The organism is Stenotrophomonas tumulicola (genome assembly GCF_014117215.1).
GTDB classification, from domain to species: domain Bacteria; phylum Pseudomonadota; class Gammaproteobacteria; order Xanthomonadales; family Xanthomonadaceae; genus Stenotrophomonas; species Stenotrophomonas tumulicola.
The window spans coordinates 841,239-867,899 of record NZ_JACGXS010000001.1 but is presented as its reverse complement, the minus strand read 5'-3'; the positions used below and the strand labels follow the sequence as shown (position 1 = coordinate 867,899).

The 26,661-nt window shown below is 65.7% G+C and carries 28 protein-coding genes; 10 read left to right on the top strand and 18 right to left on the bottom strand.

Going from position 1 to position 26,661, the window contains the following annotated elements; genetic code table 11:
• Positions 1–7: 7 nt before the first annotated feature.
• Positions 8–937: a cupin domain-containing protein gene (locus H4O11_RS03980; RefSeq protein ID WP_182338132.1), complete on the bottom strand. Its 930-nt coding sequence runs from the start codon at positions 935–937 to the stop codon at positions 8–10.
• A gap of 83 nt (positions 938–1,020) precedes the next feature.
• Between H4O11_RS03980 and H4O11_RS03975 the strand changes: the two genes are divergently transcribed.
• The gene (locus tag H4O11_RS03975) at positions 1,021–1,995 is read left to right on the top strand and encodes an oxidoreductase (RefSeq protein ID WP_182338130.1); all 975 of its coding nucleotides are present in this window, start codon (positions 1,021–1,023) and stop codon (positions 1,993–1,995) included.
• Between the two features lie 16 nt (positions 1,996–2,011).
• On the opposite strand, the gene H4O11_RS03970 is transcribed toward H4O11_RS03975, so the two are convergent.
• Positions 2,012–2,338: a nuclear transport factor 2 family protein gene (locus tag H4O11_RS03970; protein WP_182338128.1), complete on the bottom strand. Its 327-nt coding sequence runs from the start codon at positions 2,336–2,338 to the stop codon at positions 2,012–2,014.
• Between the two features lie 86 nt (positions 2,339–2,424).
• On the opposite strand from H4O11_RS03970, the gene H4O11_RS03965 reads away from it, so the two are divergent.
• Positions 2,425–2,760, top strand: coding sequence for a winged helix-turn-helix transcriptional regulator (locus H4O11_RS03965; protein ID WP_182338126.1), 336 nt, complete (start codon positions 2,425–2,427; stop codon positions 2,758–2,760).
• 33 nt (positions 2,761–2,793) lie between these two features.
• On the opposite strand, the gene H4O11_RS03960 is transcribed toward H4O11_RS03965, so the two are convergent.
• Entirely contained in the window at positions 2,794–3,186 is a 393-nt protein-coding gene (locus H4O11_RS03960) for a RidA family protein (RefSeq protein WP_182338125.1), read from the bottom strand.
• 135 nt (positions 3,187–3,321) lie between these two features.
• Here H4O11_RS03960 and H4O11_RS03955 point away from each other — a divergent pair, with 135 nt between their 5' ends.
• Positions 3,322–4,263 carry a LysR family transcriptional regulator gene (locus H4O11_RS03955; RefSeq protein ID WP_182338123.1) on the top strand — a complete coding sequence of 314 codons (942 nt, stop codon included), beginning with the start codon at positions 3,322–3,324 and terminating at the stop codon, positions 4,261–4,263.
• 19 nt (positions 4,264–4,282) lie between these two features.
• On the opposite strand, the gene H4O11_RS03950 is transcribed toward H4O11_RS03955, so the two are convergent.
• The 8 genes from H4O11_RS03950 to H4O11_RS03915 all read right to left on the bottom strand — a co-directional run bounded on the left by H4O11_RS03950 (position 4,283) and on the right by H4O11_RS03915 (position 14,176).
• Positions 4,283–4,984, bottom strand: a complete 702-nt coding sequence (locus H4O11_RS03950; protein ID WP_182338121.1) for a glycosyltransferase family 2 protein — start codon at positions 4,982–4,984, stop codon at positions 4,283–4,285.
• Positions 4,981–5,568, bottom strand: coding sequence for an SAM-dependent methyltransferase (locus H4O11_RS03945; RefSeq protein ID WP_182338120.1), 588 nt, complete (start codon positions 5,566–5,568; stop codon positions 4,981–4,983). Before H4O11_RS03945 ends, H4O11_RS03950 begins: the two co-directional genes overlap by 4 nt.
• Positions 5,565–6,323 (bottom strand): PIG-L family deacetylase, encoded by a 759-nt coding sequence (locus H4O11_RS03940; protein ID WP_182338118.1) that lies wholly within the window; start codon positions 6,321–6,323, stop codon positions 5,565–5,567. The genes H4O11_RS03945 and H4O11_RS03940 overlap by 4 nt, the downstream gene beginning before the upstream one ends.
• Positions 6,311–7,273 carry an acyl-CoA dehydrogenase gene (locus H4O11_RS03935; protein WP_246333234.1) on the bottom strand — a complete coding sequence of 321 codons (963 nt, stop codon included), beginning with the start codon at positions 7,271–7,273 and terminating at the stop codon, positions 6,311–6,313. The genes H4O11_RS03940 and H4O11_RS03935 overlap by 13 nt, the downstream gene beginning before the upstream one ends.
• 160 nt (positions 7,274–7,433) lie before the next feature.
• Positions 7,434–7,859, bottom strand: a complete 426-nt coding sequence (locus H4O11_RS03930; RefSeq protein WP_182338116.1) for a DoxX family protein — start codon at positions 7,857–7,859, stop codon at positions 7,434–7,436.
• Positions 7,860–7,890: 31 nt separating this feature from the next.
• Entirely contained in the window at positions 7,891–8,913 is a 1,023-nt protein-coding gene (locus H4O11_RS03925; protein WP_182338114.1) for a glycoside hydrolase family 16 protein, read from the bottom strand.
• Entirely contained in the window at positions 8,910–11,486 is a 2,577-nt protein-coding gene (locus H4O11_RS03920; protein ID WP_182338112.1) for a glycoside hydrolase family 3 protein, read from the bottom strand. The genes H4O11_RS03925 and H4O11_RS03920 overlap by 4 nt, the downstream gene beginning before the upstream one ends.
• Positions 11,487–11,515: 29 nt before the next feature.
• The gene (locus H4O11_RS03915; RefSeq protein ID WP_182338110.1) at positions 11,516–14,176 is read right to left on the bottom strand and encodes a TonB-dependent receptor; all 2,661 of its coding nucleotides are present in this window, start codon (positions 14,174–14,176) and stop codon (positions 11,516–11,518) included.
• A gap of 235 nt (positions 14,177–14,411) precedes the next feature.
• Between H4O11_RS03915 and H4O11_RS03910 the strand changes: the two genes are divergently transcribed.
• Positions 14,412–14,888, top strand: coding sequence for a helix-turn-helix transcriptional regulator (locus H4O11_RS03910; protein ID WP_182338109.1), 477 nt, complete (start codon positions 14,412–14,414; stop codon positions 14,886–14,888).
• Positions 14,885–15,292 (top strand): VOC family protein, encoded by a 408-nt coding sequence (locus H4O11_RS03905; RefSeq protein WP_182338107.1) that lies wholly within the window; start codon positions 14,885–14,887, stop codon positions 15,290–15,292. The genes H4O11_RS03910 and H4O11_RS03905 overlap by 4 nt, the downstream gene beginning before the upstream one ends.
• 12 nt (positions 15,293–15,304) lie before the next feature.
• Here the strand turns inward: H4O11_RS03905 and H4O11_RS03900 are convergent, their stop codons facing one another.
• Genes H4O11_RS03900 through H4O11_RS03890 form a run of 3 tightly spaced genes read right to left on the bottom strand, consistent with a single transcriptional unit; the run spans position 15,305 to position 16,751 of the window.
• The gene (locus H4O11_RS03900) at positions 15,305–16,006 is read right to left on the bottom strand and encodes a hypothetical protein (protein WP_220466561.1); all 702 of its coding nucleotides are present in this window, start codon (positions 16,004–16,006) and stop codon (positions 15,305–15,307) included.
• Positions 16,003–16,242 (bottom strand): helix-turn-helix domain-containing protein, encoded by a 240-nt coding sequence (locus H4O11_RS03895; protein WP_182338106.1) that lies wholly within the window; start codon positions 16,240–16,242, stop codon positions 16,003–16,005. Before H4O11_RS03895 ends, H4O11_RS03900 begins: the two co-directional genes overlap by 4 nt.
• 8 nt (positions 16,243–16,250) lie before the next feature.
• On the bottom strand, positions 16,251–16,751 hold the full coding sequence (locus H4O11_RS03890) for a DUF2975 domain-containing protein (protein ID WP_182338104.1): 501 nt from the start codon (positions 16,749–16,751) through the stop codon (positions 16,251–16,253).
• A 63-nt stretch (positions 16,752–16,814) separates the two neighbouring features.
• On the opposite strand from H4O11_RS03890, the gene H4O11_RS03885 reads away from it, so the two are divergent.
• Positions 16,815–18,173 carry a retropepsin-like aspartic protease family protein gene (locus tag H4O11_RS03885; protein WP_182338102.1) on the top strand — a complete coding sequence of 453 codons (1,359 nt, stop codon included), beginning with the start codon at positions 16,815–16,817 and terminating at the stop codon, positions 18,171–18,173.
• Between the two features lie 20 nt (positions 18,174–18,193).
• Here H4O11_RS03885 and H4O11_RS03880 read toward each other — a convergent pair whose 3' ends face one another.
• Both H4O11_RS03880 and H4O11_RS03875 read right to left on the bottom strand, forming a co-directional pair.
• On the bottom strand, positions 18,194–18,943 hold the full coding sequence (locus H4O11_RS03880; RefSeq protein WP_182338100.1) for an anti-sigma factor family protein: 750 nt from the start codon (positions 18,941–18,943) through the stop codon (positions 18,194–18,196).
• The gene (locus H4O11_RS03875) at positions 18,940–19,455 is read right to left on the bottom strand and encodes a sigma-70 family RNA polymerase sigma factor (protein WP_182338099.1); all 516 of its coding nucleotides are present in this window, start codon (positions 19,453–19,455) and stop codon (positions 18,940–18,942) included. Before H4O11_RS03875 ends, H4O11_RS03880 begins: the two co-directional genes overlap by 4 nt.
• 129 nt (positions 19,456–19,584) lie before the next feature.
• Here H4O11_RS03875 and H4O11_RS03870 point away from each other — a divergent pair, with 129 nt between their 5' ends.
• Both H4O11_RS03870 and H4O11_RS03865 read left to right on the top strand, forming a co-directional pair.
• Positions 19,585–20,685 carry a catalase family peroxidase gene (locus tag H4O11_RS03870; protein ID WP_182338098.1) on the top strand — a complete coding sequence of 367 codons (1,101 nt, stop codon included), beginning with the start codon at positions 19,585–19,587 and terminating at the stop codon, positions 20,683–20,685.
• Positions 20,682–21,230 (top strand): cytochrome b, encoded by a 549-nt coding sequence (locus H4O11_RS03865; RefSeq protein WP_343042768.1) that lies wholly within the window; start codon positions 20,682–20,684, stop codon positions 21,228–21,230. Before H4O11_RS03870 ends, H4O11_RS03865 begins: the two co-directional genes overlap by 4 nt.
• A gap of 106 nt (positions 21,231–21,336) precedes the next feature.
• Here H4O11_RS03865 and H4O11_RS03860 read toward each other — a convergent pair whose 3' ends face one another.
• Both H4O11_RS03860 and H4O11_RS03855 read right to left on the bottom strand, forming a co-directional pair.
• Positions 21,337–22,275, bottom strand: coding sequence for a M14 family metallopeptidase (locus H4O11_RS03860; RefSeq protein WP_182338096.1), 939 nt, complete (start codon positions 22,273–22,275; stop codon positions 21,337–21,339).
• 142 nt (positions 22,276–22,417) lie between these two features.
• Positions 22,418–23,431, bottom strand: a complete 1,014-nt coding sequence (locus tag H4O11_RS03855; RefSeq protein WP_182338094.1) for a Vgb family protein — start codon at positions 23,429–23,431, stop codon at positions 22,418–22,420.
• 104 nt (positions 23,432–23,535) lie between these two features.
• Here H4O11_RS03855 and H4O11_RS03850 point away from each other — a divergent pair, with 104 nt between their 5' ends.
• Together H4O11_RS03850 and H4O11_RS03845 are read left to right on the top strand one after the other, a co-directional pair.
• Positions 23,536–24,465, top strand: coding sequence for a LysR family transcriptional regulator (locus H4O11_RS03850; RefSeq protein WP_182338092.1), 930 nt, complete (start codon positions 23,536–23,538; stop codon positions 24,463–24,465).
• 84 nt (positions 24,466–24,549) lie between these two features.
• On the top strand, positions 24,550–26,652 hold the full coding sequence (locus H4O11_RS03845; RefSeq protein ID WP_182338090.1) for a TonB-dependent receptor family protein: 2,103 nt from the start codon (positions 24,550–24,552) through the stop codon (positions 26,650–26,652).
• Positions 26,653–26,661 lie beyond the last annotated feature (9 nt).

Here is a 26,661-nt window from a genome sequence, read left to right as displayed (position 1 = left end):
CGCCGCACTAGGTCCCGGCGCCACGCGCGTTCGCCCGATAGCGTCCAGGTGACACCCCGTGCACCCGTCGGAAGGCTACCCCAAAGGCCGCATCCGAGAGAAACCCCGACGAGGCGGCGATGCGTGACACGCTGTCCGTCGTTCCCAGCAACTGCATGGCAGCTACCCGCATCCGCCATTGGGCAGCGTAAGCCACCGGAGCCTGCCCTACCCTCTGCTTGAACTGCGCGGCGAACGCCGAGCGGGACATCCCCGCTACCGCCGCCAGCGCTTCGAGTTTCCAGGTCTGCGCGGGGGCTGCATGGATCACGCGCAACGCCGCCGCGATGGCTGGGTCGCGCAGGCCGCCCAGCCAGCCCAGTGCCGCTGGGTTGGCTGCATCGATATGCCGGCGCAGCGCATGTACGAACATAAGTCGCAGCAGGTCATTGCAGACGGTGCGTCCGCCGGCCAGGTCCGCGCGCCATTCCCGGTCCAGCGCATCAAGCAGCCACGCAAAGGGCGAGGCGCCGATTGGGTGGTCGCGGATCACGATGACAGGTGGCAACAGGTCGAGCAGTTCCGAAGCCGCCGGGCCAGCAAGCGTGACGCTGCCGCCAAGCAACGAAACCTCCTCGCCTTCTCCATGGTTGGCGAACATCGGCGAGGCCGCAAATACCTTCGCTGCGTCGACCGCGGGCAACGCCGGATCGCTTGCCAGCACGAACGGTGTGCGTGACACCACGAAGCAGTCGCCTGCCTGCAGTTCCACCGGCTCCCTTCCTTCCGTCGCCAGCCAGCAGCTTCCGCGCTGCACGATATTGAACTTGAGCTCGATCGGCAGGAACCGCAGCGCCCAGGCGCCGCCTGCGGTCAGGCGGACCGAACAGGCCGCGCGCAGCCCGGCCAGGCTGAGCACGTCGGACAAGGGGTCGGCGGGAGCATTCTGGATGATCACGACAGAAATATGGATGTTATGGACTGGTTCGTCTGCAGAGCATACGGAGAATGGCACTGAATCCGCAATGGAGTTCCATCCTCATGAGTACCCCACAACAGCCCATCGACAGCCCTTTTGCTGCCGCCAGTACCGCCAGCGAGGTCATGGCCGGTATCGACCTCACCGGCAAGTGCGCCATTGTCACCGGTGGCTACTCCGGCATCGGCCTGGTCACTGCCCGGCATCTGGCGCAGGCCGGCGCACGCGTAATCGTGCCGGCGCGCGATATGGCCCGGGCGCGTGCTGCGCTGAGCGACGTAGCCTCCATCGAGGTCGCGTCGATGGACCTGATATCACCGGATTCTGTCGCCGCCTTCAGCCATGACATCGTCCAGCGAGGCGAACCGGTGCATCTGCTCATCAACAGCGCAGGCATCATGGCCACACCGTTGGCGCGCGATGCCGATGGCCATGAGGGACAGTTCGCCACCAATCACCTGGGCCATTACCGCCTGGCCTGCGGCCTGTGGCCCATGCTGCAGGCCGCGCACGGGGCGCGGGTGGTCGCGGTTTCTTCCCGCGGCCATCAGATTTCCGGTATCGACTTCGACGATATCGACTTCCGACAGCGCCCCTATGACAAGTGGATCGCCTACGGACAGAGCAAGACCGCCAACGCACTGTTCACGCTTGCGCTGGATGCGCGCGGGCAGGACCAGAGCGTACGCGCCTTCTCGCTGCATCCGGGGCAGATCCTTACCGACCTGGCGCGGCACTTGAGTCCGCAGGAAGTTGCGGCGTTCGATGCCATGGATGAGCACGGTCGGCCGCGCATCGACCCGGCCAAGGGGATGAAGACCCTGGAACAAGGCGCAGCGACCAGCCTGTGGGTCGCGACCAGTCCACTGCTGGATCAACTGGGCGGGGTCTACTGCGAGGACAGCAACGTCGCATCGACCAACCGCGGTGAGATTGGACGCAAAGGCGTCGCCACCTGGGCGATGGATCGCATATTGGCCGAGCAACTATGGGAAGCCTCACGTGCGCGAACGGGGTTGGACATACCCTTCGACTGAACCACCGCAACGGTCATCACTGGATATCCAGGCGGCGGATCTTCGCTGCCTGCAGGACGAAGGCAAACGCCAGTTCGACCTCGCCCCCCGGGAAGTTGCCGGTTACCCTCGCATGGACCACGGTGCGGTCACCGTCAGCAAACACGCGCAAGGGTACCGTCTGGAAGTCATACTGCGCCCGCGTGTGGTCCAGCCATGACTGGATGGCGGCGGTGCCCCGATGCTGCTGGTGCTCGTCCGCCACGAGAGCATCATCGGTAAAACAATCTTCCACCCCCACGCCAGCGTCGCCATTGCTGAGCGAAAAATAATCCGCTATGGATGTGGGCAACGAAACGGTCATGCGTTGATCTCCTGACAGGTTGCCAAGAGTCTCGACCTGTTCCCACCGGCCTTCAAGAACGCACCAGGAAGTAAGTTACTACCCTCATGAGCACGCCTTACACCCCTGAAAGCGCTGCCGCGGACGTCGCCGATACGATGCTACTGCTCGAAGGCCGCTGGAAACTGCTGATCATCTTCCACCTGTTCGATGGCAAGGTCCGACGATACTCCGACCTGGAGCGCCGCATTCCCGGCATCTCCCAGAAGATGCTGGCGCAGCAGCTCCGGCGGCTGGAAGCGGACGGAATCGTCATCCGTACCGTCTACCCCGAGGTGCCGCCGAAGGTTGAGTATCAGTTGAGCGACTGGGGGCAAAAGTTGTGCCCTGCGCTGGATGCCCTGCTGCAGTGGCGGGAGCAGAAGACGGACTCGACCGGATAGCGCTGGCGACGCGCCCGGGGCACCAACAGCAGATTACCCTGGGATACGGGCGATGACCTTGATCTCGAAATCGTACCCGGCAAGCCAGTTGACGCCGATCGCGGTCCAGTTCGGATAGGGCGCTTCCGGAAAAATTTCGCTCTTGATGGCCATGATCGTGCCGAACTGGTTTTCCGGATCGGTATGGAAGGTCGTCACGTCGACGATATCGTCAAACCCGCACCCGGCCGCCTGCAGGGTCTTCTCCAGATTGGCAAATGCCAGGCGCACCTGGGCCTCGAAATCCGGCTCGGGCGATCCATCGCTGCGGCTTCCAACCTGCCCGGACACGAACAGGAGATCCTTTGACCTGATGGCTGCGGAATAGGTCTGCGATGTGTAGAGGTCATGCCGGCCGGCGGGAAAGATGGCGTCACGGGTAGTCATGGGAGTCTCCTTGCGGGGCGACGGCCCCGGTACGTGGCGATCACTCTATGCAGCCGCGTCGCCGGGATAAACATGCCGATCCCGGGATCACTGTTTGTATAATCCAAACAATCCCGCCCAGTCCCGGAGCCCTGCATGGACCGCATCGACGCAATGCAGGCTTTCGTCCGCGTGGTGGAAACCGGCAGCTTCACCAAGGCCGCCGAAACACTGCATGCAAGCAGGACCCGCGTGACCCAGCTGGTGCAATATCTGGAAACGCATCTCCGGGTGAAACTGCTCCACCGCACCACACGCAAGGTCAACGCCACCGCCGACGGCGTCGCGTACTACGAACGCGTGGTGCGCCTGCTGGCCGACCTGGACGATGCCGAGACCAGCCTGTCCGCAGCGTCCTCCTCGCCGCACGGCCGGTTGCGCGTGGATGTCCCCGCGCCATTGGCCAGCCTGGTGCTGATGCCTGCGCTGCCTGCGTTCCATGCGCGCTATCCCGACATCCAGCTGGACCTGGGTGCCAGTGACCGCAAGGTGGACCTGATCGACGAAAACGTGGACTGCGTGGTGCGCGGCGGTGAACTCATCCTGCCGTCACTCCGCGCCCGCCATATCGCCGACCTGCCGCTGGGCGTGTATGCCGCACCGGACTATCTGGCCCGCGCAGGCTCACCGGCGCATCCGCAGGCGCTGCAGGATGGCCACCACCGTGTCATCGGCTATCGCAATCCACGCACGGGCACCCCGCTGGCCCACGCGATGCGTCGCGGCGAAGAACTGCTGCAACTGCGCGGGCGCCACATGCTGTCGGTGGACGACGGCAATGCATACCTGGCCGCCGGGGTGGCAGGGCTGGGCGTGCTGTGGTTGCCGCAGTACATGGCACAGGTGCCGCTGGCACGCGGCGAACTGGTGCCATTGTTCGACGACTGGCAACTCGAGCCGATACCGCTGTACGTTGCGTTTCCGCCGAACCGGCACGTCAGCCGCAAGCTGCGTGTATTCATCGACTGGGTCGTCGAGCTGGTCGCGCAGCATGCGCCCGCCATCCAGCCGCCACGCCAGCTCGTCCCGCCCCCATAGGGCATTCAACCGCAGCGCGTCATCTCGACGGCATGGGTACGGGTGTCAATGCAGTACCGGCGCCGATGACTTCGCATTCAAGCGCACGCAGGAAACTGCTGAACCCATGCGGGGCTTTGGACACCCTGCGTGCGCTGGTCGCCACCTTGGGTTCGGCCAGCCGCGCAATCACCGCGTCGTTGCCCATCAGGGCATCGACCAGCGCCACGTCCTCCCCCGTGGGCAGCATCGCGAAGCCTCCGGCTGCACGGTAGGCCGACGCACTGAACCCCATGTTGGCGCCGTGGATGTGTCCGTGGCCATCCTCTGCCTCTTCACGACGGAAGAATTCCGCCTGCACCGCTTGCGGATAATCGAGCCACTCCACCACATCCACGACGCCACAGAAGGCATCCGCGCTGCAACTGGATTGCTTCCACAACCAGTCGGAGGGAACGGTCGTATCGGCGTCGGTACTGGCGATCCAACGCGCGCCCAGCGCCAGTGCATGCTCTGCCGCCGCCGCGCGGGCAGCGCCCACGCAACGGTCATTGATCACCACCATGGCCACGCCATATCCAGCGCAGACACCGGCCGTATCGTCGCTGCAATCATCCAGCGCCACCACGACCAGGACCGCCTCGCCCCACAGGCGGGGATGGGCTGCGGCAACGGCTACCGATTCCAGGCACCTGGCAATGGTGTCGGCCTCGTTGTGGGCAGGTACGATGACAGCGATCATCTCAGGCCCTCGCGTTGCGCCACGCTGCTCGCATCCGTGCTCCAGCCCTGCAACAGCAGGTCGGCATCCTGATAGTGGAAGGTTTCCACCAGCCCCTCCGAAAGTGCGTGGTGTACCTGGCCTGCGCTGCTCAATGCTTCATCGAAGGCATGCCGCCAATGACAGGCCACCAGCAGCCCACCGGCCATCAGGCTTCGATGCACCTGGCTGGCAAGTTGCAGCACGTCCTTCGGCGCTAGGTAGTAGCCGACTTCACTCACGACGATGAGATCGAACCGGCCATCCGGCCAGTCCTCGGGATGATGGGCGTGCTGCAGCGTCACCTGGGGCCACGCGGCGGTCGACGCGGCCGCACTGGCCAGCGCATCCGCACTTGCATCCGTCGCCAACAGTGAGTCACACCGGGTAGCCAGCTCGGCGGTCAGCACGCCGTTGGAACAGCCGAGCTCCCATGCGTTGGCGTACCTCTGCCGCGACAGGCAGGCCAGCGTCAACGCACGCTTGCGTGCCTCATACCAGCGGCTGCGATACTGGAAAGGATCGGCCTGCTCATATAACCGGTCGAAATAGGCCAAGGTACTCATCCAATCAACACCTCGTAGGGGCGCCTGAAGCGTGCCATCACCTGCTCCGGCAGGATGGGATCGCAGCCCAGGCCGTCGATGTCGCCGGTCTGCGTCGAAAATGCCTGCATCGCCCGGTGTTTCCGGGCCTGCGATGCCATGCACAGGGGCAACCGCCATGCTGAAGGCCATGGGGCGGTTGCCGACTGCGGATCGAGCCAGTGCCAGGCCCATACCGGGTACTGCAGCACGCGCAGGCTCTGCACCAGGGCCGCGGCGTTGGCGGCGCGTCCCGCAGCCTCATGGTCGGGGTGTGCGTCGCCTGTCCACGGTGCAACCACCAGGTCACCCGGCGCCAGCATCGCCGCCAGGTGGGAGACCAGCTCCGCCTCGCACTCAGTCACCCCACCATCGGGCAAGCCAAGCGGAATCACCTGCGTCGCGTCCAGGCCAAGTGTCCGCATTGCATCGGCCAACTCACGCCGACGTGCGCTGCGAAGCCGCTCGGCAGGCCACAGCGACTGCCCGGGGTAGCAGGCCTCGCCATCCGTCACCGAAACCACCCGCAACGGGATTCCACGTGCGCAGGCAGCCTGCATCAGGCCGGCGCAGGCAAGTACCTCATCGTCCGGATGCGGTGACACCACCACCACGCCATGCGCCCCTTGCAGCAGCGTGTCCGCATCCCGCACCGGCAACGCGCCCAGCCACGCGCTGCGTGACCATTCGGACTCGCTGTTTCCCTCGCCTTCAATACGCACGGCTACAGTGTCCACGGCCCCTCCTGTGCGTGGATCGCACGGCCCAGGGCGGCCCAGTCGCGGTCGGCGTGGCTCTGCCGGATGAACACGGTCAAGTCGCTCCACCGCCGCGCATGCGCGGCGTCCAGGCACATCGGTCCCGGCCCCAGCGCACGACCGACCGCATCGAGCACCTGCACGCAGCTTCGCTCGACGACACTGCGTACGCGGATCACATCGGACTGGTGGGGCTGCGACGGCATTGCGTCTATTCGCCCAGCAAGTTCACGCAACAAGGCGGCGGCGGACTGCAGGGCCATGTCCACCTGCCCGAGCAGCGAGGCGGCCTGTGCGTCTCCTTCCACCCGGGGGGAGCGATGCAACGGCGCGGCGAGGATGACCGCTGCGCCATACCAGCACGCCGCGATGCCGGCGCCCCCGTGCCAGAAGCCGGGCCGCCCAAGATAGGCATCGGCGGGGCCGACAATCTCGGCAGGCACGTTGTCAAAGCGCAGGGTGCCGCTGGGAATTCCCGCCATGCCGGTGGCGTGCCAGTTCCCTGGAAGCAGCACGATCCCGGCTGCACCCGTGCGAATGCGCAGCAAGCGGGAAATGCCGTCCTGCTGGATGCCGACCAGTGCGAGGTCAACCAGTCCCGCCCCGGAGCACCATGGCTTGTCGCCACTCACGGTGCCGCTGGACGGGTCGAAACGCAGCGTGGATTGCGGCCCCTCGGCCGCCCATATCGCTGCCAGCACATCGGCTGGCAACGGCGGCGCATGCAGATCCGCGAGGATCGCCTGGGCGTCGTAGTGCGCTTCCAGCACCTTCGCCAGGCAAAGATCGCGCCCAGCGATGGCCGCCAGCGCGCGCCAGCGTTCCAGCGTGTGGCCACGACCCGGCAGGGGCAGCGACGGCTGGCGTGCGAGCATGCCGCGGACGGCAGCTTCCAACGTGGGGATGGCCTGTTCGTTTGATGGTTCCATACCAGGGACCGGGGATCACCTTGCGGCCAGGAATCCTGCCGAGGCCTTACAGATACAGTCGCAGGCGTACGCGGATGGTGACCATCGCGTCGCGGACATGTGGACTTCGCCCGGACCTGCCCCACCCAGGCTGGCGCCTCGCCCGATACCTGCCGTACCGCTAGCGTGCGGCGGTGCGCCGGGTGACCGCGAATCGACCGGCGCCGGTGACGACCAGCAATAGCAGGCCGCCGGCAATCGACAGGTTCTTGTAGAACTGGGTCATGTTCATGGCACGCTCCGCACCCTCCATTGACCAGAACGGATGGCCGATGAGGGCGGTGCCTACTACGAAAAGAGCCATCAGCAGCGCAAGCGGTCGCACGCATACGCCGGCGATCAATGCCAGGCTGACGAAGAACTCCATGACGACCGCAACTGCCGCTGCAACGAGCGGGAGGGGCGCATGAAGCGATGCCAGATAGCCGACGGTTCCCTGGAAATCGGTGAGCTTGGACCAGCCAGAGGTTACGAACAGTATGGTCAGGAGCAGGCGCGCCACCAGCACCAGGGCATCACGATGGCGGTCGATCAGCGCGTCGAACATGTGGACTCTCCGTCCCTCGCAATGGCGACATTTAGGGCGTGGGCATGCGAACGTCGCGTGACGGCCGTGCGCCGCGCGTGGCACACCCACTGCCATCGGCCTGTCCCGCGGTGCAACGAAAGACGCGCACGTAGTCCACCTGCATCGCCTGCGGGAACGCCGATGCGTCGATACCGCCAGCGTTGGCCTTGCCTGCCCAATCGCCCCCTACCGCCACGTTCAACAGCAGGTGAAACCGCGATGCAGCATCGAAGGGAGCTCCCTGCGGTGCGTCCACCCAGTTGCCCTGCCCATCATCGCGCTGGGAGTACCACTGCCCCGCGTGCCGGGTGGCGTAATGCACGCCATCCACGTACCAGCGGATCGCGCCAGCCTCCCATTCCAGCGCATAGACATGGAAATCGTCAGCCGGGCTTTTGCCTTCGGGCAGTGCGTACCAGCTACCTGCGTGCCTGTTTCCCGGTGGCGGGCGACCGAAATGCAGCGTGCCGTGCACCCGGGTTTCCGCCTGCCCGGGCGCCGCGCCCGGCGCGTCCGATGGCGTCCCCAGGTTCACCGCTTCCATGATGTCGATCTCGCCTGATGCGGCCCACCGCCCGTGCGGCGAATCGGTTGGCAGCATCCAGATCGCCGGCCACGTCCCCTGCCCTGCCGGCAATTTCGCACGGACCTCGAACCGGCCGAATGTCCATTCCTGGCGATGGCGGGTGCGCAGTCGCGCCGAGGTGAAGGGGAGCGTGGCGGTTGCCTCGCCATCGCCACCAGGCGAGGCAGGGCCCGTCCACTGCCCGGAACGGGCGACGATATGCAGCAGGCCATCGGCCAGGTAGGCATTGGCGCCCGGCTGCGCATCCCGCCGCGCGGTATAGCACTGCTGCTCGTTATTCCCACCGCCCCAACAGTTGTCCTCCAGTTCCCACTTCGACGCATCGATGACGGCGCCATCGAACTCGTCCTGCCAGACCAGTTCCCAGCCCGAAGCCTGCGATACGCCCATGCCAGCGCCAGCGCCGCCAGGCAGGAGCAGCCCTGCCAGCAGCGGCAGGGCCATCATGGCGAAGGACAGTCCACTTTCTGGTCGTAATCGGTGCCGATGCTCACCTTCGCTAGCGATATCCGCAGCCCGGCGCCACCGCGGAAGGCGAACGGGATGCTGACCTTGCCGCTATCCAGCCCCGCATCGCGCAGGCACTTCAGCGGCACGCCGATCCGTGCCCATTCGCCATGGGGCAGCCTGGCCAGCGCAGGCCCGATCGGCAACTCGCCGCCACAGCCTTCACCGCAGCCGGCAAGGTAATCCACCTTCGCATTCGCTGGCAGCTCATCGATCCGTACATCGGCGATCGCGAACACGTCGCCGTTGGTTTCGCGCGTCAGGTCCAGCGGCATGTTGGAACGCAGTTCGACCGTACCCTGCCCCTTGAAGGTGAACTGGCGCGCGCCCTCCTGCACGTCGGTGTTGACCGCCGTCATCGTGATCGAACCATCCGATGTCGCGACGTTGGGGTGCACCACGTCCATCTTCTCGCCATCGGCGGCGGTCAGGCGCAGGGTAAGCCCGGTGGTAGCGGCACCGCGGTCGAACCAGGTACTGGTGCGCGACGCATTCGGATCGATGCCCGGCTCCTCCGACAGCGCAGCCAGGTTGCCGTCATCCTTGTAGGTGAGCCCGTGGCCGAACGCGAACTGTGGGTTGTAATCCGCCTGGCCCACGTTGTTTGCATATTGGTCGGCACGGCGCGGCCAGGAGAAGCTCAGCTTCCCGTGGAAATCATGCTGCACGTTGCCTTCCGGCCCACGCAGCAGTACATCGGCGATACCGCCGCCCTCCGAGCCCGGCAGCCAGGCGGCCACGAATGCATCGGCGGCATTGATTTCGCGGTTCATCCACAACGGACGACCACTGAGGAACACGGCGACCACCGGGATACCCTCGGCCTTGAGCTTGTTGATCAGCTCCAGGTCGCCGGAGCGCCCTCCCTTGAACATCAGGTCCGGCAGGTCGCCCTGGAACTCGGCGTATGGATCCTCGCCGAAGACCACCACCGCCACGTCCGGCTTGCTCTTGTAGGCGCCCGTCACGGAAAGCTCCGCGCTGCCGCCGGCCGCCTCCACCTGTGCCTTCATGCCATTCCAGATGGTATCGGCATTGGGAAAGTCCTCGCGCCGGGTGCCATCACCCTGCCAGGTGAGTGTCCAGCCACCGGTCTGCTTGGTCATGTTGTCGGCGCCGTCACCGGCCACCAGTACCCGCTGCTTCGGCGCCAGCGGCAGGATGCCGTGCTGGTTCTTCAGCAGCACCAGCGATTCGCGTACCGCTTGCCGGGCTACCGCACGATGCTCGGGCGAGCCCAGCAGTTCGAACTTGCCGCCCAGCGCACGCGCCGACGGCTTGGGCTTTTCGAACAGCCCCATGCGGAACTTGGCCAGCAGGATGCGGTGCACGGCATCGTCCAGCCTGGCCATCGGCAGCGAGCCGTCCTTGACATGCTTGACCGTGCTCTCGTACAGGCCCTTCCAGCTGTCAGGCGCCATCGCCATGTCCATGCCGGCAATGAAGGTCTGCGCGCAATCGGTGTTGCTGCAGCCCTTCACCTGGCCATGCCCATTCCAGTCGCCGACCACGAATCCACCAAAGTTCATGCGGTCCTTCAGCACGTCGGTCAGCAGTGGCTTGTGGCCGTGCATCTTCTCGCCGTGGAAGCTGTTGAACGAGGCCATCACCGACTGCGCGCCGGCCGCGATCGCCGGCACGTAGCCGGCGGCGTGGATGTCGCGCAGCTGCGCTTCGCTGACGATGGTGTCGCCCTGGTCCTTGCCGCTGGTGGTGCCACCATCGCCGAGGAAGTGCTTGACCGTGGTCATCACGTGGTGGTCGTCAAGGAAGTCCGGCGCACCGGCCTTGCCCTGCAGGCCCTCGACGAACACGCCGGCGAAACTCGCCACCAGTGCCGGATCTTCGGAATAACCCTCGTAGGCCCGGCCCCAGCGGTCGTCCTGCGGTACCGCCACGGTCGGCGCGAATGTCCACTCCATGCCGGTAGTACGCGTCTCGGCAGCGGTGATGCGGGCGATCTCGCGCAGCAGTTCCGGATTGCGCGTTGCACCCAGGCCGACGTTGTGCGGAAACAGCGTGGCACCTACGACGTTGCTCTGCCCGTGCATGGCGTCGATGCCCCAGATGATCGGGATCGCCTTGCCGCCGCCACTGGTGTCCATCGAGGCTTCCCAGAAGGCATCAGCCAGCGCCAGCCACTCGGCAGGGGCGGCGTTGTAGCGGCCCCCCGGATCGGAACCACCACCGGCCAGGATCGAGCCGAGCCGATACCGGCGCACATCCTCCGGGGTAATGCTGCCGATGTCGCCCTGCACGATCTGCCCGACCTTCTCCTCCACCGTCATCGTCGCCATCAGCTCGGCGATCCGGCGCTCCACTGCCGGATCAGTGGCCAGCGGCCAGCTCGGCTGCGGCCACTGTGCAGGATGGATCTGCCCTGCGCTGGCGTTGGATGCTGGCGCCGCCCCGACGGTGGGCGCGCACGCCAGCACCAACGTGGCGCACAGGACCAGCGGCTTCAGGCGCAATCCATGCAGGGAAGGATGATGATGCGGGAGGCGGGTCTTCATGGGCAAAGGACTTCCTGGGCAAGGGATCATCAGAACTGGTAGCGCAGGCGCAGGCCATAGCTGCGCGGGTCATTGAGGAAACGCACGTTGATGCCTGAGCCGACCAGTGCCTTCTGCGAGACATCATTGTCGAGCAGGTTGTTGCCCCAGGCTTCAATGCGCCAGTGACCGTCCAGCGAAGTCAGGCCGATACCTGCGTTCACCGTGGTCTCGCCCCGCTGGCGATCCGGGAAACCGGCCAGCGCGGCGCCTTCGGTGCGGTCGGGAACCAGGGTGCCGGTATCGGGATCATTGCGGACATATTCGATGTCGCGGTTGTTGTACTGGGTCAGGTAGAACGCCGACCGGTAAGCGGCCAGCAGCTGCCAATCCAGCGTGCCGAACGGCAGCTCCATGGTGTGCTGCAGGCGCACGTTGAAGGTCACCTTGGAGGCCAGCGGCAGCTCGTTGCCCGACAGGTCGATCAGCGAGGTCGCGCCACCGGCGTCGAAGTTCTGGCTGCGCACGTCGGCCACGGTACCCTGCTTGATCTCGCTGTCCATCCACAGCGCGTTGACGCTCAGCATGAAGTTGCGCGGCAGGCGCAGCACGCTTTCTGCCTCCAGGCCGTATACCGCGGACTTGCCGACATTGCGGTTGACCAGCGCATAGCCGGTGGCCTCGCCGGTGGAAGGGTTGGTCGCGATCACCGCCAGGTCCTGGAACACCTGGTCGCGGTAGTCGTAGTAGAACGCGCTGAGGTTGAAGGTGGAGGTGCGGTCGAACAGCTGGAACGACTGCTTGCTGCCCAGTTCGTAGGCAACGATCGATTCGGGCTTGAATGTCTCCGGGATGTCCTCCGGATCGAAGGTGTCGTTGAAACCGCCAGCCTTGTGGCCACTTGAGACCAGCCCATACAACAGGTGGTCATCGCTCAGGTCGTACTCCAGCCCGGTACGCCAGTCGGTGAAGTTGAACTTGCTGCGGCCAAACTGCTGCGCCGGGATGCCGCTTACCTGTACCCAGCTCTCGTACGGGCAGTCGATGGTATCGCCGCCGATGTCCGGGCGGTCCAGGCAGCCAAAATCCCCGCCCTTGGCCACGTCCCCGATCTGCTGCAGGATGGTGTCGTTCCGGCCGTGCGAGCGGATGCCCTCCAGCAGGAATCGCGCCATGTCCGCCTGTGAGGTGATGTTGCTGACATCGAAGTTGGGGCGATTGGTGAACGAAGGAGCAAAGCCCTCGGTGCCAAGGCGGGTCGAGAAATCGCCGCCGATGCCCGGCAGCCCCAGTGCCCAGTTGCCGCCGATGCCATAGCGGGACTTCTGTTCCTCGGTGTAGCGCAGGCCGCCCTTCAGGCGCAGGCGATCGTTGATGTCGAAGGTGGCATCGGCAAACACCGCCGTGGAGCGGCCGTTGACCTTGGGCATGGTGAACTCGGTCCCCGAGTACCAGCGTCCCTTGTCCACCAGTGAGAGATAGCCGACCTGCTGGTCTTCATTGAAGTGGAACGCACCGGTGGTCCAGCGCAGGCGCTGGTCGTCATCGGATGACAGGCGCAGCTCATGGGTATAGGACTGTGACTTCGTCATCCAGTACTGGGTGGAATAGTTGTCGTAGTCCACGCCGCCGGGGTTGCTGGCCGAAAGCGGGTCCAGGTTGCGGTCCGGCCAGAGGATGCCTTCGCTCTGCGCATTGGTCTGCTGGTAATCGACGTCACGATAGCTGCCGTTGTATTCCAGCGTCACCGGTCCGAAGTCATACGACACGCTGGTCTGCGCACTCCAGGTGCGGCTGTCCAGCTTGCCCTGCGCGCCGCGGTAGACGATCTTGCGCAGGTCCACGTCGTCGGGCAGGTAACCGGCCCGGGCAGCGGTGAATATGTTGGCGCCGGGATAACCGGTGCCGCCCTCCCTGCCCATGTCAGCCATCGCGAACACCGACAGCTTTTCATCGGGCTCGTACAGGAACGAGATGCGTGCACCGTGTTCGTCCTGGATACCGGCCGGATCGAGGTTCCGTGCCTGCCCTGCGTTCTCGAACGGAGAATCCTTTTCCACGGTATAGCCCGCCACGCGGATCGCCGCCCAGCCACCCAGTGGCATGTTCAAGGCAAACTCGCCGCCCTGGTGGCCACGATTGCCACCCTCGGCCTGCACGTACCCTTCGAATGCATCCAGGTTGGGCCGCTTGGTGATGATGTTGAGCGAGCCTGCCAGCGCATTGCGGCCACGCAGCGTGCCCTGGGGGCCCTTGTTGATTTCTACGCGCTCCACGTCATAGAACAGCCCGCCCAGGCCGCGCGGACGGGCGATGTAGGCACCGTTGATGTGGGGTGCCGCGCCAGGGTCGCCGAGCTCGGTGTTGTTCGATGAACCCACGCCACGGATGAATATCTCCAGGTTGCCTTCCTGGTTGGCCATGCTCAGGCCGGGCACCATCGCCTGGATGTTCCGCAGTTCGTTGTTGATGCCCAGTGCACGGATGTCGTCGGCGGAAATCGCCTGCGCGGTACCTGCATATTTCTGCAGGTCCTGTTCGCGGCGCTCCACGGTGACGATCACCGCATCCAGCGTGGGGGCATCACGTGCCGGGGCAGGCGCCGGGTCCTGCCCGGTCGGCTGCGCGATGGCAGGCAATGCGGCAGTGGATGCGATGAGCGATGCAAGGATCGCGCTTGCAAGCGCGTGCTGCCGGCAATGTTTGGTCATCAAGTGCCCTTCCCCAAGGTTGCTTCGAGAGTATTCACCAAGCCCGCGCCCAACGTGGGTGTTTGTAAGCGCCCGCTGACAGCGCTGTCAATCGCCAGCCCTGCATTAGGTTCAAAAGGCCCTGCCTGCGCTGGGATGGACTGGAATACCGGTCAAATTTCGCTGCGTTGCAGCACCGCAATGCAACGCCACGGCGTAAGATCGCGCCGGATCGACGACCGACGGATGGTGCGTGATGAGCCAGAGTCCAGAGCTGTTGCGCCGGCTGCTGCGTGCGAAGGACCGCATGGACGCCGCGCCGCACGAACATTGGCCGGTAAGCCGCCTGGCGCAGGTGGGCATGGCTTCCGAAGCCTACTTCGCCCGCCAGTTCAAGCAGGCTTTCGGCGTGCCTCCGCATCGCTACCTGCTTGCACGCCGCATCGAACGCGCCATCGCCCTGCTCCGCGATACGGACCTGCCCATCACGGATATCGCCTACCGGACCGGCTGGAACAGCCTGGGAACCTTCGGGCGCATATTCCACGACATCACCGGCGAGAGCCCGGGGGCACTGCGGACCCGTGAACGGCCCGCGCCGCATGCACGGGCGCAGGCACCGGAATGCGCCGTCCGCGCCGCCCACCGCCCCGGATTGGACACCGCAGTTTCGGAGAAGCGGCGGCGGCAGGCGTTTGCTACAAAAGGACGCCAACCAACGGAGGTTCCATGACACAGGGTATCCAGGTAGTCGGGCTGTACGTGCGCGACCAGGACGAAGCGCTGGCGTTCTACGCGGAAAAGCTTGGGTTCCAGGTCCATACCGACGTGCGCAACGGCGAGTACCGATGGCTTACCGTGCAGCACCCCGACCAGCCCGCATTCCAGCTTGGCCTGTTCAAGCCCGGGCCGCCGGTGCATGACGCAGCGACGGCACAGGCGCTCGAGGCCGTCGTGGCCAAGGGCGCGATGCCGCCGCTGGTGCTGTCGGTGGACGACTGCCGCGCGGCACATGGACGACTGCAGGCAGCCGGTGTCGAGTTCACCCAGGAACCGGTGGAACGCTATGGCACCGTGGATGCAGGCTTCCGCGATCCCTCCGGCAATGGCTGGAAAATGATCCAGCAGCGTGCGTGAACCACGTTCCCGCTACTGCTTCAGGTCTCGCTCCGGGGCAAGCACGTGCACCACCTTGCCACCGGCGTCCAGGAACTCGATGGCACCGTAGCCTTCCGCGGTTACCGTCATCCGTACACGGGGCTGGCTGTTTCCATCCGCCAGGGAAACTGCCGGCGTTCCATCGGCCGCGACATCGAGCTTCACCCGTGTAGGCGTCTCCACGCCGGGAACCAGGCGATTGCCCAGCCCTGCATCACGAATCAACGGCGGCGCCTGGTTGATCACGAACATCACCGATCCATCCGGCGACACGCGCCAGCCCGCCGCGTCCATCGCCGGATGATCCAGCGCCAGCACGGCCATGGTGCCATCAGGCGTATCGGCCACGCCGAAACCACCGCGTTCGCTGCCCTTGGCGTCGTAGACGATCATGCCGGCGACATCAAAGGCGCGCTTGTACTGGATCCCGTCGATGATCGGCGCCGGCGTGTTCGCCGAGAGCGTCATCCGGATGGTGCCGTCGTCACCGACGATATCGATCCGTTTGGCAGAGATGCGCTCATGGTCGACCGTGTCGACGCGCACCTGGGGATTCTCGTCGGCGATGCTGCGCTTCAGTGCTTCCAATGAAGGCCGCTTCGGCTCGGTGGCCGTCTGCGCCCCGGCCAGCGGCGAGGCGCCGATCAGGGCCACGAACAGGCAGGCACGCGGAAGGCTGGCAATTGCAGTCATTCAAAGTCTCCGGTCAAGGGTGTGGTGTCGTCATCCGGCTCGTAGGTCAGCAGATCGCCGGGCTGGCAGTGCAGATAATCGCAGATCCGGGACAGTGTCTCGAAACGGATGCCGCGTACGCGCCCGGATTTGAGCAATGAAAGATTCGACTCGGTAATGCCGACGTGTTGTGCAAGTTCGCGCGAGCGCACTTTGCGCAGGGCGAGCATGACGTCCAGGCGTACGACGATGGCCATGGTCTACCTCAGACGATTGAGCGGTGGTCGTCCTCGAGCCGGCTGGCGGCATCGAAGAAGCGCGCGACCAGCCACAGCACCGCCGTGACCAGCAGCGCGAGCAGGTCGGCCATGTCCAGCGCAATGGCAACGGTGCCCTCATGCGGCCCCAGCACCGCCGCAAGCACGGCCGATGCCGGCCCATGCACGATGACCGCCAGCAGCAACAGCGCGGCGAAACGACGAACCCGCCCGCTGGCCTGTTGCGGAAACAACCGCTCGGCCTGGACCTGGCCCAGCAGGGCTGCCAGTTGATACAGCGCAGCGGACACCAGCAGGCTTTGCGCAACAGCCAGTGCAGTTGCCCATGGCAATGGCAATCCCGCTGCATCCAGCGTTGTCCCACCCAGCCCGCTGCCTCCTTGCCAGGCGCCGACCAGCGCACTGGCCGTGAGCAAGGGGCCCAGCACCACGCCTGCCCACAGCACCATGCGCAGCCTCCGCGAGGCGCGGCACAGCTTGATTGACATATCTGTATTTCGCATATTATTTTCTGTTTTACAGCATTTATTGATTGATTCAGGATACACAAGATGACCGAGACCAACAAGCGGCCAGCCGCTCGCCGCTCCCGTCTGCTGGCGGCATCGCTGGTGCTGCTGATCACCGGCGCCGCTGGGCCAGTGGCCCAAGCAGAGCCGCCCATGGCCCCACCCGATCTGTTCGATGCGGCTTCCGAAGGCGACTTCGCTGGCCTCGAGGCTGCGTTGCCCACGCTTTCTCCCGATTGGGCGCAGCTGGCACGTGCGCGCCTGGCGGCGGGCCGGTTGGATGAAGACACTGCGCTGTCGCTGGCCGATGCCTTCCTGGGCCAGCACGAAGGAGGAAGATGCGAAGCTGTCCCCGCGCAGGCGATCATCGCCGATGCGGCATTCGCCTCCGCGCGTTACGCCCGCGCGTTCGCGGCGGCCAAGGCGCATCGCGAACTGCTGCAGCGCTGCCATGGCGACACCGCCAGCGTTGAGGGTGCCGCGATGATGCAACGGCTGGCCGAGCGCTTGGCTCCTGCCCCACCGCAGCGCGTGGCCGCGTTCACGCCGGCCACCACGCCCTATACGCGTGACAAGGCAGGGCTGCCGCGCTCGTACGTATCGATCAACGGCCACCTGCAGGAGGCCGTGCTGGACACGGGTGCGAATCTTTCAGTGGTGTCGGCCAGTACCGCACGTCGCCTGGGCCTGCATCCACTGGGCAAGGCCCGGGTGGGCAGTTCCAGCCGCGCCGGCGTGGCGGTGCAGGTTGCCATGGCCGATACGCTCCACTTTGCCGGACTGACCCTTGAGAACGTGGCGTTCCTGATCCTCGACGACGCGCAGCTCGAAATGCCACTGCCCGGTGGCTACCGCATCGACGCGATCGTCGGCTTTCCCGTATTCCGTGCCATGCAACGGGTGCGCTTCGACCACGCCGGCACCTTGGTGCCGGAACCCGGCGCGGGCAGCAGCACGCGCGGGCGCAACCTGTTGCTGGCTGGCAGCGACCTGTTCGTCGATGTACGCGTGGGTGGCATTGCAGCCCAGCTGCACCTGGACAGCGGTGGCAACAATTCGTCGCTTGCCCCAGCGTTCGCGACGCGTCACCCGGAGATACTGCAGGGACTGGCCACCTCGCGGCAGCGACTGGCGGGTGCAGGGGGCGCGACCGAGCGCGAGATCGCGCTTTGGCCGCAGGCCCGCATGGAAGTCGACGATCACAGCATCATGTTGCCTGCATTGCCCGTGGCGCTTGGCGCATCCGGCGATGCCCGCTCACGCGGCCAGGGCGTGCTTGGTAACGACGTGCTGAACGCCTTCGACCACTGGACGCTGGACCTGGAGCACATGCGGCTCGAACTTGGGACGCCGCTTGAATGTAGTGAAGCACCCTGCCCGTCAACGAAACAGCACACGTGACGACCGCCCGGACAGCCCGCTCAACCAGCGCCGCCAAGCAAGGGAAACAGCGGCTGCGTGCGGATGCTGTCCTCTGGTCCGACCAACGCGAATGCAACGCTTCCCCTGGACCAGTACTGCGCCAGCAATTGCCCATCACGCCGCTCCCCGGCAGGCAGCGTCCTTGAGGGCATCGGCCGGACATACAGCCCGATGCGCCGGCCCGTTTCGGTCTCGTACACCAGCATCGCCGCGGCGCCTTCGGCGGTGGACAGCAGCCTTCCGCCCTGCAGGCGATAGCCCTGCGCGGTCAGGTCAGGCACATCGGCGGCCGTGCCGAAGTGCCCGCGCAACCACCCTTCCAGCCGACCCTGGTCGCCGGCATTGAACTCCAGCGGCACGCCACCTGCAGCGAACAACCGATATGCCGAGACCGCATCGGCCATCGGCAGGTGTTCGGGCTCGGCACCCGCGCGCAGTTGCCACCCCAACCCGGTGCCAACGCACAGCGTCAGCGCGCAGGCAGCGACCATGCCCAGCCGCTGGCGGCGGCGTGCCACCAACCGGCGACGCGTGGACCCGAGATCCGGCAGCATCGCCCCGGTCGCAGGCGTTTCGTTGCCCGCCCAGGCCGCGCGCAGGTTCCGCGTATCGCGCATCCAGTCCTCGATACGCGCCTGCTGCGCGGGGTTCGCCTGCAGCCAGGCCAGTATCTCTGCGTGTCGGGCAGGTTCCAGCCGGCCGTCGACATACGCATGCAATTCTTCATCGTTTGGGGGTTGACGGTTCATGGCACTCCCCTCAGGGGACGGTTGGTGTGGGTCTGGCCTTCTTCAAGCATGCGCAGGCGATCACGTGCGCGGGAAAGCCGCGACATGACGGTACCCATCGGAAGCCCCAGTGCGTCGGCCGCTTCGCGGTAACTGAAACCCTCCACGGCAACCAGCATCAACAACGCACGGTGGTCGGAAGGAAGCTGGTTGAACTGCGCCAGTACCGCACGGCCATCATGCACCCGCTCGGCGGACGGCGCGGCTTCCTGCGCTTGGGCACCGAACAGCAGGGCCAGGCGCTGCCGTCGCGCATTGCGGCGCGTCTCGTCGATGAACTGGCGGTACAGGATCTGGAACAGCCACGGCCTGAGCGCTTCGCTGTCGCGGCGGGTCCGCCATCGGGACAATGCCCGCTCCAGCGCCGCCTGCACCAGGTCATCGGCACTGCCTGCATCGGCCACCAGGGACCGCGCGAAGCGCCGCATGCCCGGCAGCAGCGTTCGCAGCTGTTCCTCGTCAAGTTCGTGCATCGTGGAATTCCCTGGGGCGTTCTGAGGTAGGACGCTTGGGTGGGGCCATTATTCCCCGGACTGCACGGATCCGGAATAACCCGCGCCCCGGGGGCGTCCTACCCACATAACCCCGCCCCGGAGCCAGGAATGCCATCTCCCCCGTCCTCACCGCCACCGTTGTCGCGCCTTCGCCCACTCCTCCTTCCCCTTGCCGGCATTGGTGCCATCGCAGGCACCGTTGCCCTGGCTTTTGCCTGGAGCGCCGGCTACTTGGGGCCACGTGCACTCAGCGCGCCGCAACTCATCAACGCCATCGAACATGGCAGCCCACCGCATCCCGGCTTCCGGCGTTCGCACAGCAAGGGCACGTGCGTGGTGGGCAGCTTCCACGCCAGCGGCGCGGCAAGCCCGCTGTCCTCCGCCAGGGTCTTCAGCCAACAGGACGTATCGGTGATCGGCCGGTTGTCCTATCCCGGCACGGACCCGCACGCACCTGATGCCAAGGCACGCTTCCGCAGCATCGCCCTGCTGCTGCGCACCGATGACGGGCAGCAGTGGCGAACGGCCATGAACAGCACCCCGTTCTTCGCCGTGTCCACGCCAGAAGGCTTCAAGGAACAGGTACAGGCCTCCACGCCGGACCCGGCCACCGGCAAACCGGATCCAGCGCGGATGGCCGCCTTCATGGCCGCCCACCCCCAGGCCAAGGCCTTGCAGGAATGGGCGAAATCCGCGCCGTGGTCGAACAGCTGGGCCAATACGTCCTACTACAGCGTCAATGCATTCATCGGCACGGCCGCCGATGGCAGCAGGCATCCGCTGCGCTGGACACTGCGGCCGCATGCCGCCGTTGAACCACTGGATGCCGAACAAAGCGAGCAGGCTGATGCCGATTTCCTCGCCGAAGATTTCTCCACCCGGCTGGCCGCCGGTCCTGTCCGCTGGGACCTGGTGCTCATCGAAGCAGCGCCTGGCGATCCCATCGATGACCCATCCCACGCCTGGCCGGACGATCGCCGCCAGGTGGTGGCCGGGGTACTGGAACTCACCTCGGCCACCCCGCAGGCCACCGGTGAATGCCGCGACATCAACTTCGACCCGCTGATCCTGCCCGATGGGCTGGCCGCCTCGAACGACCCCATCCTTGCGGCACGCTCAGCGGTCTATTCGCAATCATTCAATCGCCGCGAGCGCGAAATCGCCCGTGGGCACGCCGCCGAAGCCACCGGCGAGGAGAGCCATCCGTGAACAACACATCATCCCCCGGCTTCACTCCGGTTGCGCGGATCCTGCACTGGCTGATGGCCGTACTGATCGTCGCCATGCTGTTCATCGGCGTGGCAATGGTCAGCTCCATTGCTGCCCGGCCGGTGCTGATCGACCTGCATCGGCCGTTGGGCATCGCCATCCTGCTGCTCGCGATCGTGCGCCTGGCCTACCGGCTGCGGCACCGTCCACCCGCCCTGCCCGCCGACCTCCCCGCCTGGCAAGCCATGGCGGCACATGCATCGCATGTGCTGCTGTATGCGCTGATGCTGGCCATGCCGCTGATCGGGTGGATGATGCTCTCGGCCGGCGGCTACCCGGTCACCCTGGGCGGAGGGCTGCAGCTGCCCCCCATCGCGCCGCATGACGCGACGTTGTATGCCTGGCTGCGCGACGCACACGGGTGGCTGGCTTACCTGCTGTTCGCCGTGGTGCTGGCCCACCTTTCCGCCGCCTTGTTCCACCACTGGGTGCGCCGCGATGGCGTACTGCGGAGCATGATCGGAGGATCACGGAAGACCGGGTAGCGCCTGGCCATGGCGGGCGAGCACGGGGGTGTCGGCCAGCGGCCGGCGCCTGCCGTGCATCAACCGGGAATACCGGTGCCGGCAGGCCGTCCGTGCCGCTGGTTTTTCAACGCTTCGGGGACGTTTCGACCTGCGCCAGGGCGAAATCGATACCCGCGCAGATCGCGGCCACCTGCGCCTGGTTGCATTCGGCCGGGGTCGTGCGCGGGCTGTCCGGATAGACCTCGGTGGTGGTCGCATAGCGCGCATCGGTGAAGCCTGCACAGGCACCGATCGAGCGCGACTCGCCCCAGACCACGCCAGGGGACTGCAACGGCATGCCGACCAGTTCGCCATTGGCGTCGGCCGGCGCGATGTGGGTGACTTTCTCCACCGCCGCGATCAACGCCTGCTGGAACGCCGGCTGTGGATCTTCGCTGTTACCGATCACATAGAAACCGTCCGGTATCGTTTCCGGTACCAGTTCCTTGCCATCGCGTGCACAACGCGCCGGATCGAACTCCTGCAGGTCGCTGTCCGTGGTTTCGTGCAGGTCCAGATGCACCAGCAGGGCATCGCCACGCGACGCGATCCAGCGCATCAGCGAGGCGGCTTCTTCGATCTGCCCGCCATCACGGAAGCTGCGGTTCGGATCGATCGCTTCCCGGTTCCAGCGCTGGATCCGCTCGTAGCCCCATGGACTGACGCACGGCGCCACGATGACGTTGGCGCGTCCGACATAGCCCAGTGCCTTGTCGGACAGGAACTGCAGCGCCCCGTGCACGCCGCTGGTTTCGTAGCCGTGTACGCCGCCGGTAACCAGCACCGTCGGCAGTGCCGGATTCCAGTCACGGTTGACCACGGCGAACAGCGGGTAATGGTCCGGGGCATGGTCGAGCTGGCCATACTGCACCACGTCGAAATCGTCGGGCAATTGCTCCAGGGCGATTACCACGTCATCGAAATAACTACGCTGCCGCTGCTGGGCGGCCCGCCACTGCGCGCGCTCGGCGTCGCCCCATGGCTGCCCAGGGGTGCCGATCGGATAGAAATGCGCGTTGGTCATCATGCAGCTCCAAGAATGCAGCCGCATATTCTATCCCCCAACGCCGCCCCATCCGAATGCCGTGGTAACGCCACGAAGTCCCATGGTAGCGCCGGGCCATGCCCGGCGGACGCACCGAAGCCACCACCAAATCCGCCAACCATTACTCCGCCGCGGCAACACCCAGCCCCAGCCTGATTATCCGGAACGATTCCGGCGCAGGCACGCGCGTAGTGGTGGCCAACCGGTGGCGGATCCGCGCCTCGGTCACCAGCACCTCCTGCTGCGGCGACAGGCTCAGGTTGACTGGCGACTCCAACCGGGCGGCCAACACCTGGATCGTCCGCTCGCCCGATGCGAACGGATCGGCAATGCGCAGCACGCGTCCGTTGCCACCTTCGATATCGCCCTCGCAGACAATCAGGGCACCGTCGGCGGCCAGCGCCAGGCCATCAGGATTGGCCAGCATGCGCGGCAACCGTATCTCCCTGACCATACCGTCCACCTCTACAGCCAGCAGCCTGCCAGTGCCGAAGTTGGCCAGCGCCAGGCGACCATCGCCCGCGCGTGCAATTCCGGAAACACCGATGCCTGCAGGTGGCGGCGCAAGTGCGGGATGGTCCACCGTGGCCTCCAACCGATCCGCGCCAGGTGCAAGGCGAAGTATCCGGCCTTTGAAACTGTCGGTGACCAGCACGCCACCATCGGGCTCGATCGCGATGTCATTGGCGAAACTTCCCTCCGGCACGTCGATCAGGCGTCGCACCGCAGCCGTTTCCACATCCAGGGCGAACAACCGGTTCCGGCGTGGTTGGCGGCCCTCGACGAGAAAATCCGGCGAGGTACCCCACAGCAGGTTGCGCGCAGGATCCAGCCGAAGGCTCGTCGCCGCATGGATGTGCTCCGACCCGGGGAAGTAGGTTTCCCACTTGCCTCCCGTCGGCTGGCGGAGGATTACCCCACTGGTGACGAATCCGGTGAAGATCGTGCCATCCGCGGTGACCGCAATACCGTTCGGGTAGCGCGGTCCCGTCGGCAACGTGATGGCCGATTGGGGCGCAGGTTGCGCCAGCAGCGTTGCGGTCGAAAACAGCTGGCCCACCACCAGCAGCGCGCCGGACAGGTACTGCCGGCCGGAATGCCTGCGGCGGATGGATCTGGCATGGGACGGATTCATTGCTGCACCTCGCTGATGTGCAGACAGCCTAATATCGACCCTGGCCACGATAAATGGGCACCCTATCGATACACTGATGCTCCCGGTGCAGCAATGGAATCCCGATGTCGCAGGAGCCCGATCTCACCACCGTGCGTGGCTTCGTTGTCGTGGCGCGGCGCCTGAGCTTCCGCGTCGCCGCCGACGAGCTGGACATCGACCCGACCGTGCTCAGCCGGCAGATCGCGCGACTGGAAGCGCGGCTCGGCGTCAGGTTGTTGCAACGAACCACGCGGAAAGTCAGCTTGACCGAAGCCGGGGCGATCTATGTCCAGCGCTGCGAAGACCTGCTTGCGCGCATGGCTGATGCGGAAGCCGAAGTATCGCGCTACGCCAGCGGCCCCACCGGCACGCTGCGCCTGGCCGTGCCCAATCTGTTCGGACAACGCCATATCGCCCCGCTGATCCCGGAATTCATGGCGTGCCATCCCGACCTGCGCATCGAACTGGCCTTCAGCGACCGCATGGTCGATCTGCTCGATGCGCGGATGGACGCAGCAATCCGCATCGGCTCACCGGCGGCAGTCGGCGGCCTGCGGATTCGACCTTTGGCGCCCAATCGCAGGCTGATCTGCGCATCACCGGAGTACATCCGGCAGCGCGGTGCGCCCGAAGCGCCTGCGGACCTCGCGGCACATCGTGTCCTGCACTTCTCGCCCTTCCTGGACGGCAACAGCTGGCGGCTGCGCAGGGGCAAGCAGGAAGTCGAGGTCCAGGTCTCTCCGATGTTGGCAGCGGACAACGCCGAAGCACTGCGCCTGGCCGCGCTGGCGGGTGGAGGCATTGCGATGCTGGCCACCTTTGTTGCTGGCGAGGACTTCGCTGCCGGGCGACTTGTACCGGTATTGACCCGATGGGAGCCCGTTGCCAGCACCATATCGCTGGCGTATCCCGATGCGCCGTTCACACCGCAGAAGGTCCGCGCATTGTCGACCTTCCTTGCCGGGAAATTCGCCGGCGATCCGCCATGGGAGCGGCCCCTGGAAGGCACCTGAGCGCGCTGCGGGGACGGCATGGTTCCCATGGCCGTCGAAAGTAGTAATAATTCTCATTTACCACTGCCCTTCCACTCCTTTCCGATGACCGCTGCCTTGATCCCTCCCACGCCCCGCCTGGCCCAACTGCCCCTCGCTACCCTGCTTGCCCTGCTCAGCCTGCCGGGCGGCGCCCGCGCGCAGGAAACCGGCGCCCCGGACCCGACCACCCTGGACAGCATCCAGGTTTCCGGAAGCTGGCTGGGAACCGGCCTGCACGAAAGCGTGAAAAGCTTCGCCGGTGCCCGCACGGTGGTCGACCGCGAACATATCGAAGGTAGCGGAGCGGCCAGCATCGGCGATGCGATGCGACGCATCCCCGGCGTACAGGTCACCGACAATTCCGGCACCGCAGGCAGTTCGGTCTCGCTCAACATCGGCGTGCGGGGCCTGACCGGACGCTACTCGCCGCGCTCCACCGTGCTGCTCGACGGCGTGCCATTGGCCGTGGCGCCCTATGGACAGCCGCAGTTGTCGTTCGCGCCGGTCAGCCTGGCCAACATCGAATCGATCGACGTGGTGCGTGGCGGTGGCGCAGTACGCTACGGTCCGCAGAACGTCGGCGGCATCATCAATTTCAGCACGCGCGCCATTCCCACCGAGGGCGGCCTGCAGGGCGACGCTGGGGTGCGCTACACCGCCTATGACCACGGCGGCGGCGATGCCACCCAGTACAACACCTTCCTCGGTACGCGCCTGGATAACGGCCTGGGCGTCGCATTGCTGTACTCCGGCCAGGACGGTCGTGGCTGGCGCCAGGGCAGCGACGATGATTTCGACGACCTTGCGCTGAAGTTCGCCTATGCGTTGGATGACCATCAGGAACTTCGTGCAAAGCTCTCGCATTACGCCGTACGCTCATTGACGCCCGGCGGCCTGACGCCAGCGCAATACCAGGCCGACCCGTTCCAGAACACCCGCCCGACAGACTTCTGGAAGGGCCATCGCAGTGGCATCGACCTCGGCTACACCAACACCCTGTCGGAAAGCAGCGAGTTCGAAGTACTGGCGTATTACAACGAGAGCACCCGTGCCAGCGCGCTGGTCAATGCGGCGGGGACCCAGGACACCGTGCAGCCACGCGACTACCGCGTGCTGGGCATCGAGCCGCGCTTCACCCAGCGCCTGCGCTGGGGTGCCACCGTGCATGATGTCACCGCCGGCTACCGGTTCCTGCGCGAACGCGGCAACGACCGCAGCTACACCGTAACCCGCAGCACCGGCGCGGCCAGTGCCAGCAACCGCTTCGACAACGCCACCGACGCCCATTCACTGTACGTGGACGACCGGATTTCCATCGGTCGGTGGCGGATCACTCCCGGCGTACGGATGGAATGGATCGACATGCAGCGCCAGCAGGCCGGTAGCGGCATCACGTTCGACAGCCGCAACGACAAAGCGCTGCCTTCGCTCAACGTCGCCTACCTGCTCACCCCTGCCCTCACGGTGTTTGGCAACTACACCACGTCGTTCGGCCCGGTGCAGAACATCCAGCTGAACTCACAGACCGCCAGCAACCCGCTCAACCCGGAAGTGGCCAAGACGGCCGAACTGGGTGCACGCTGGCAGGACGGTGCGCTGCGTGCGGAGATGACGGTGTTCAAGATGCGCTTCGACAACCAGATCCTGCAGGTGCCGGGCATCACTCCCCCCACGTTCCAGAACATCGGCGCGACCGACCACAAGGGCGTGGAAACCGCGCTGGAATATCACTTCAGCGAAGACAGCACCTTGGCCGGGCTGGAATTGTTCGCCAACTACACCTGGACCAAGGCGATCCAGCAGTCCGGCGATGCCCGTGGCCTGGACGTGCCGTTCTATTCGCGCGACACCGACAGCATCGGCGCCCGCTACCAGTACGAGGCCTGGACCTTCAACGTGTCCAGTACGCACCAGGGCGGGCAGTTTTCCGATGCGGCCAATACCTGGCAGGAAAGCGCCGATGCACGGGTTGGCCGCGTGCCCGGCGTGCGGCTGTGGAATGCGCAGGCCAGCTGGACGCTGCCGTGGCTGCAGGAAACGGATATCGCGGTGGGGGTGAACAACCTTGCCGACAAACGGTGGTACACCCGCAACGTGGACGGCAACGCTGGACGGATGGTCGCCGCGCCACGCACCTTCTACGTGCAGGGAAACTACCGCTTCTAAGCAACGTGG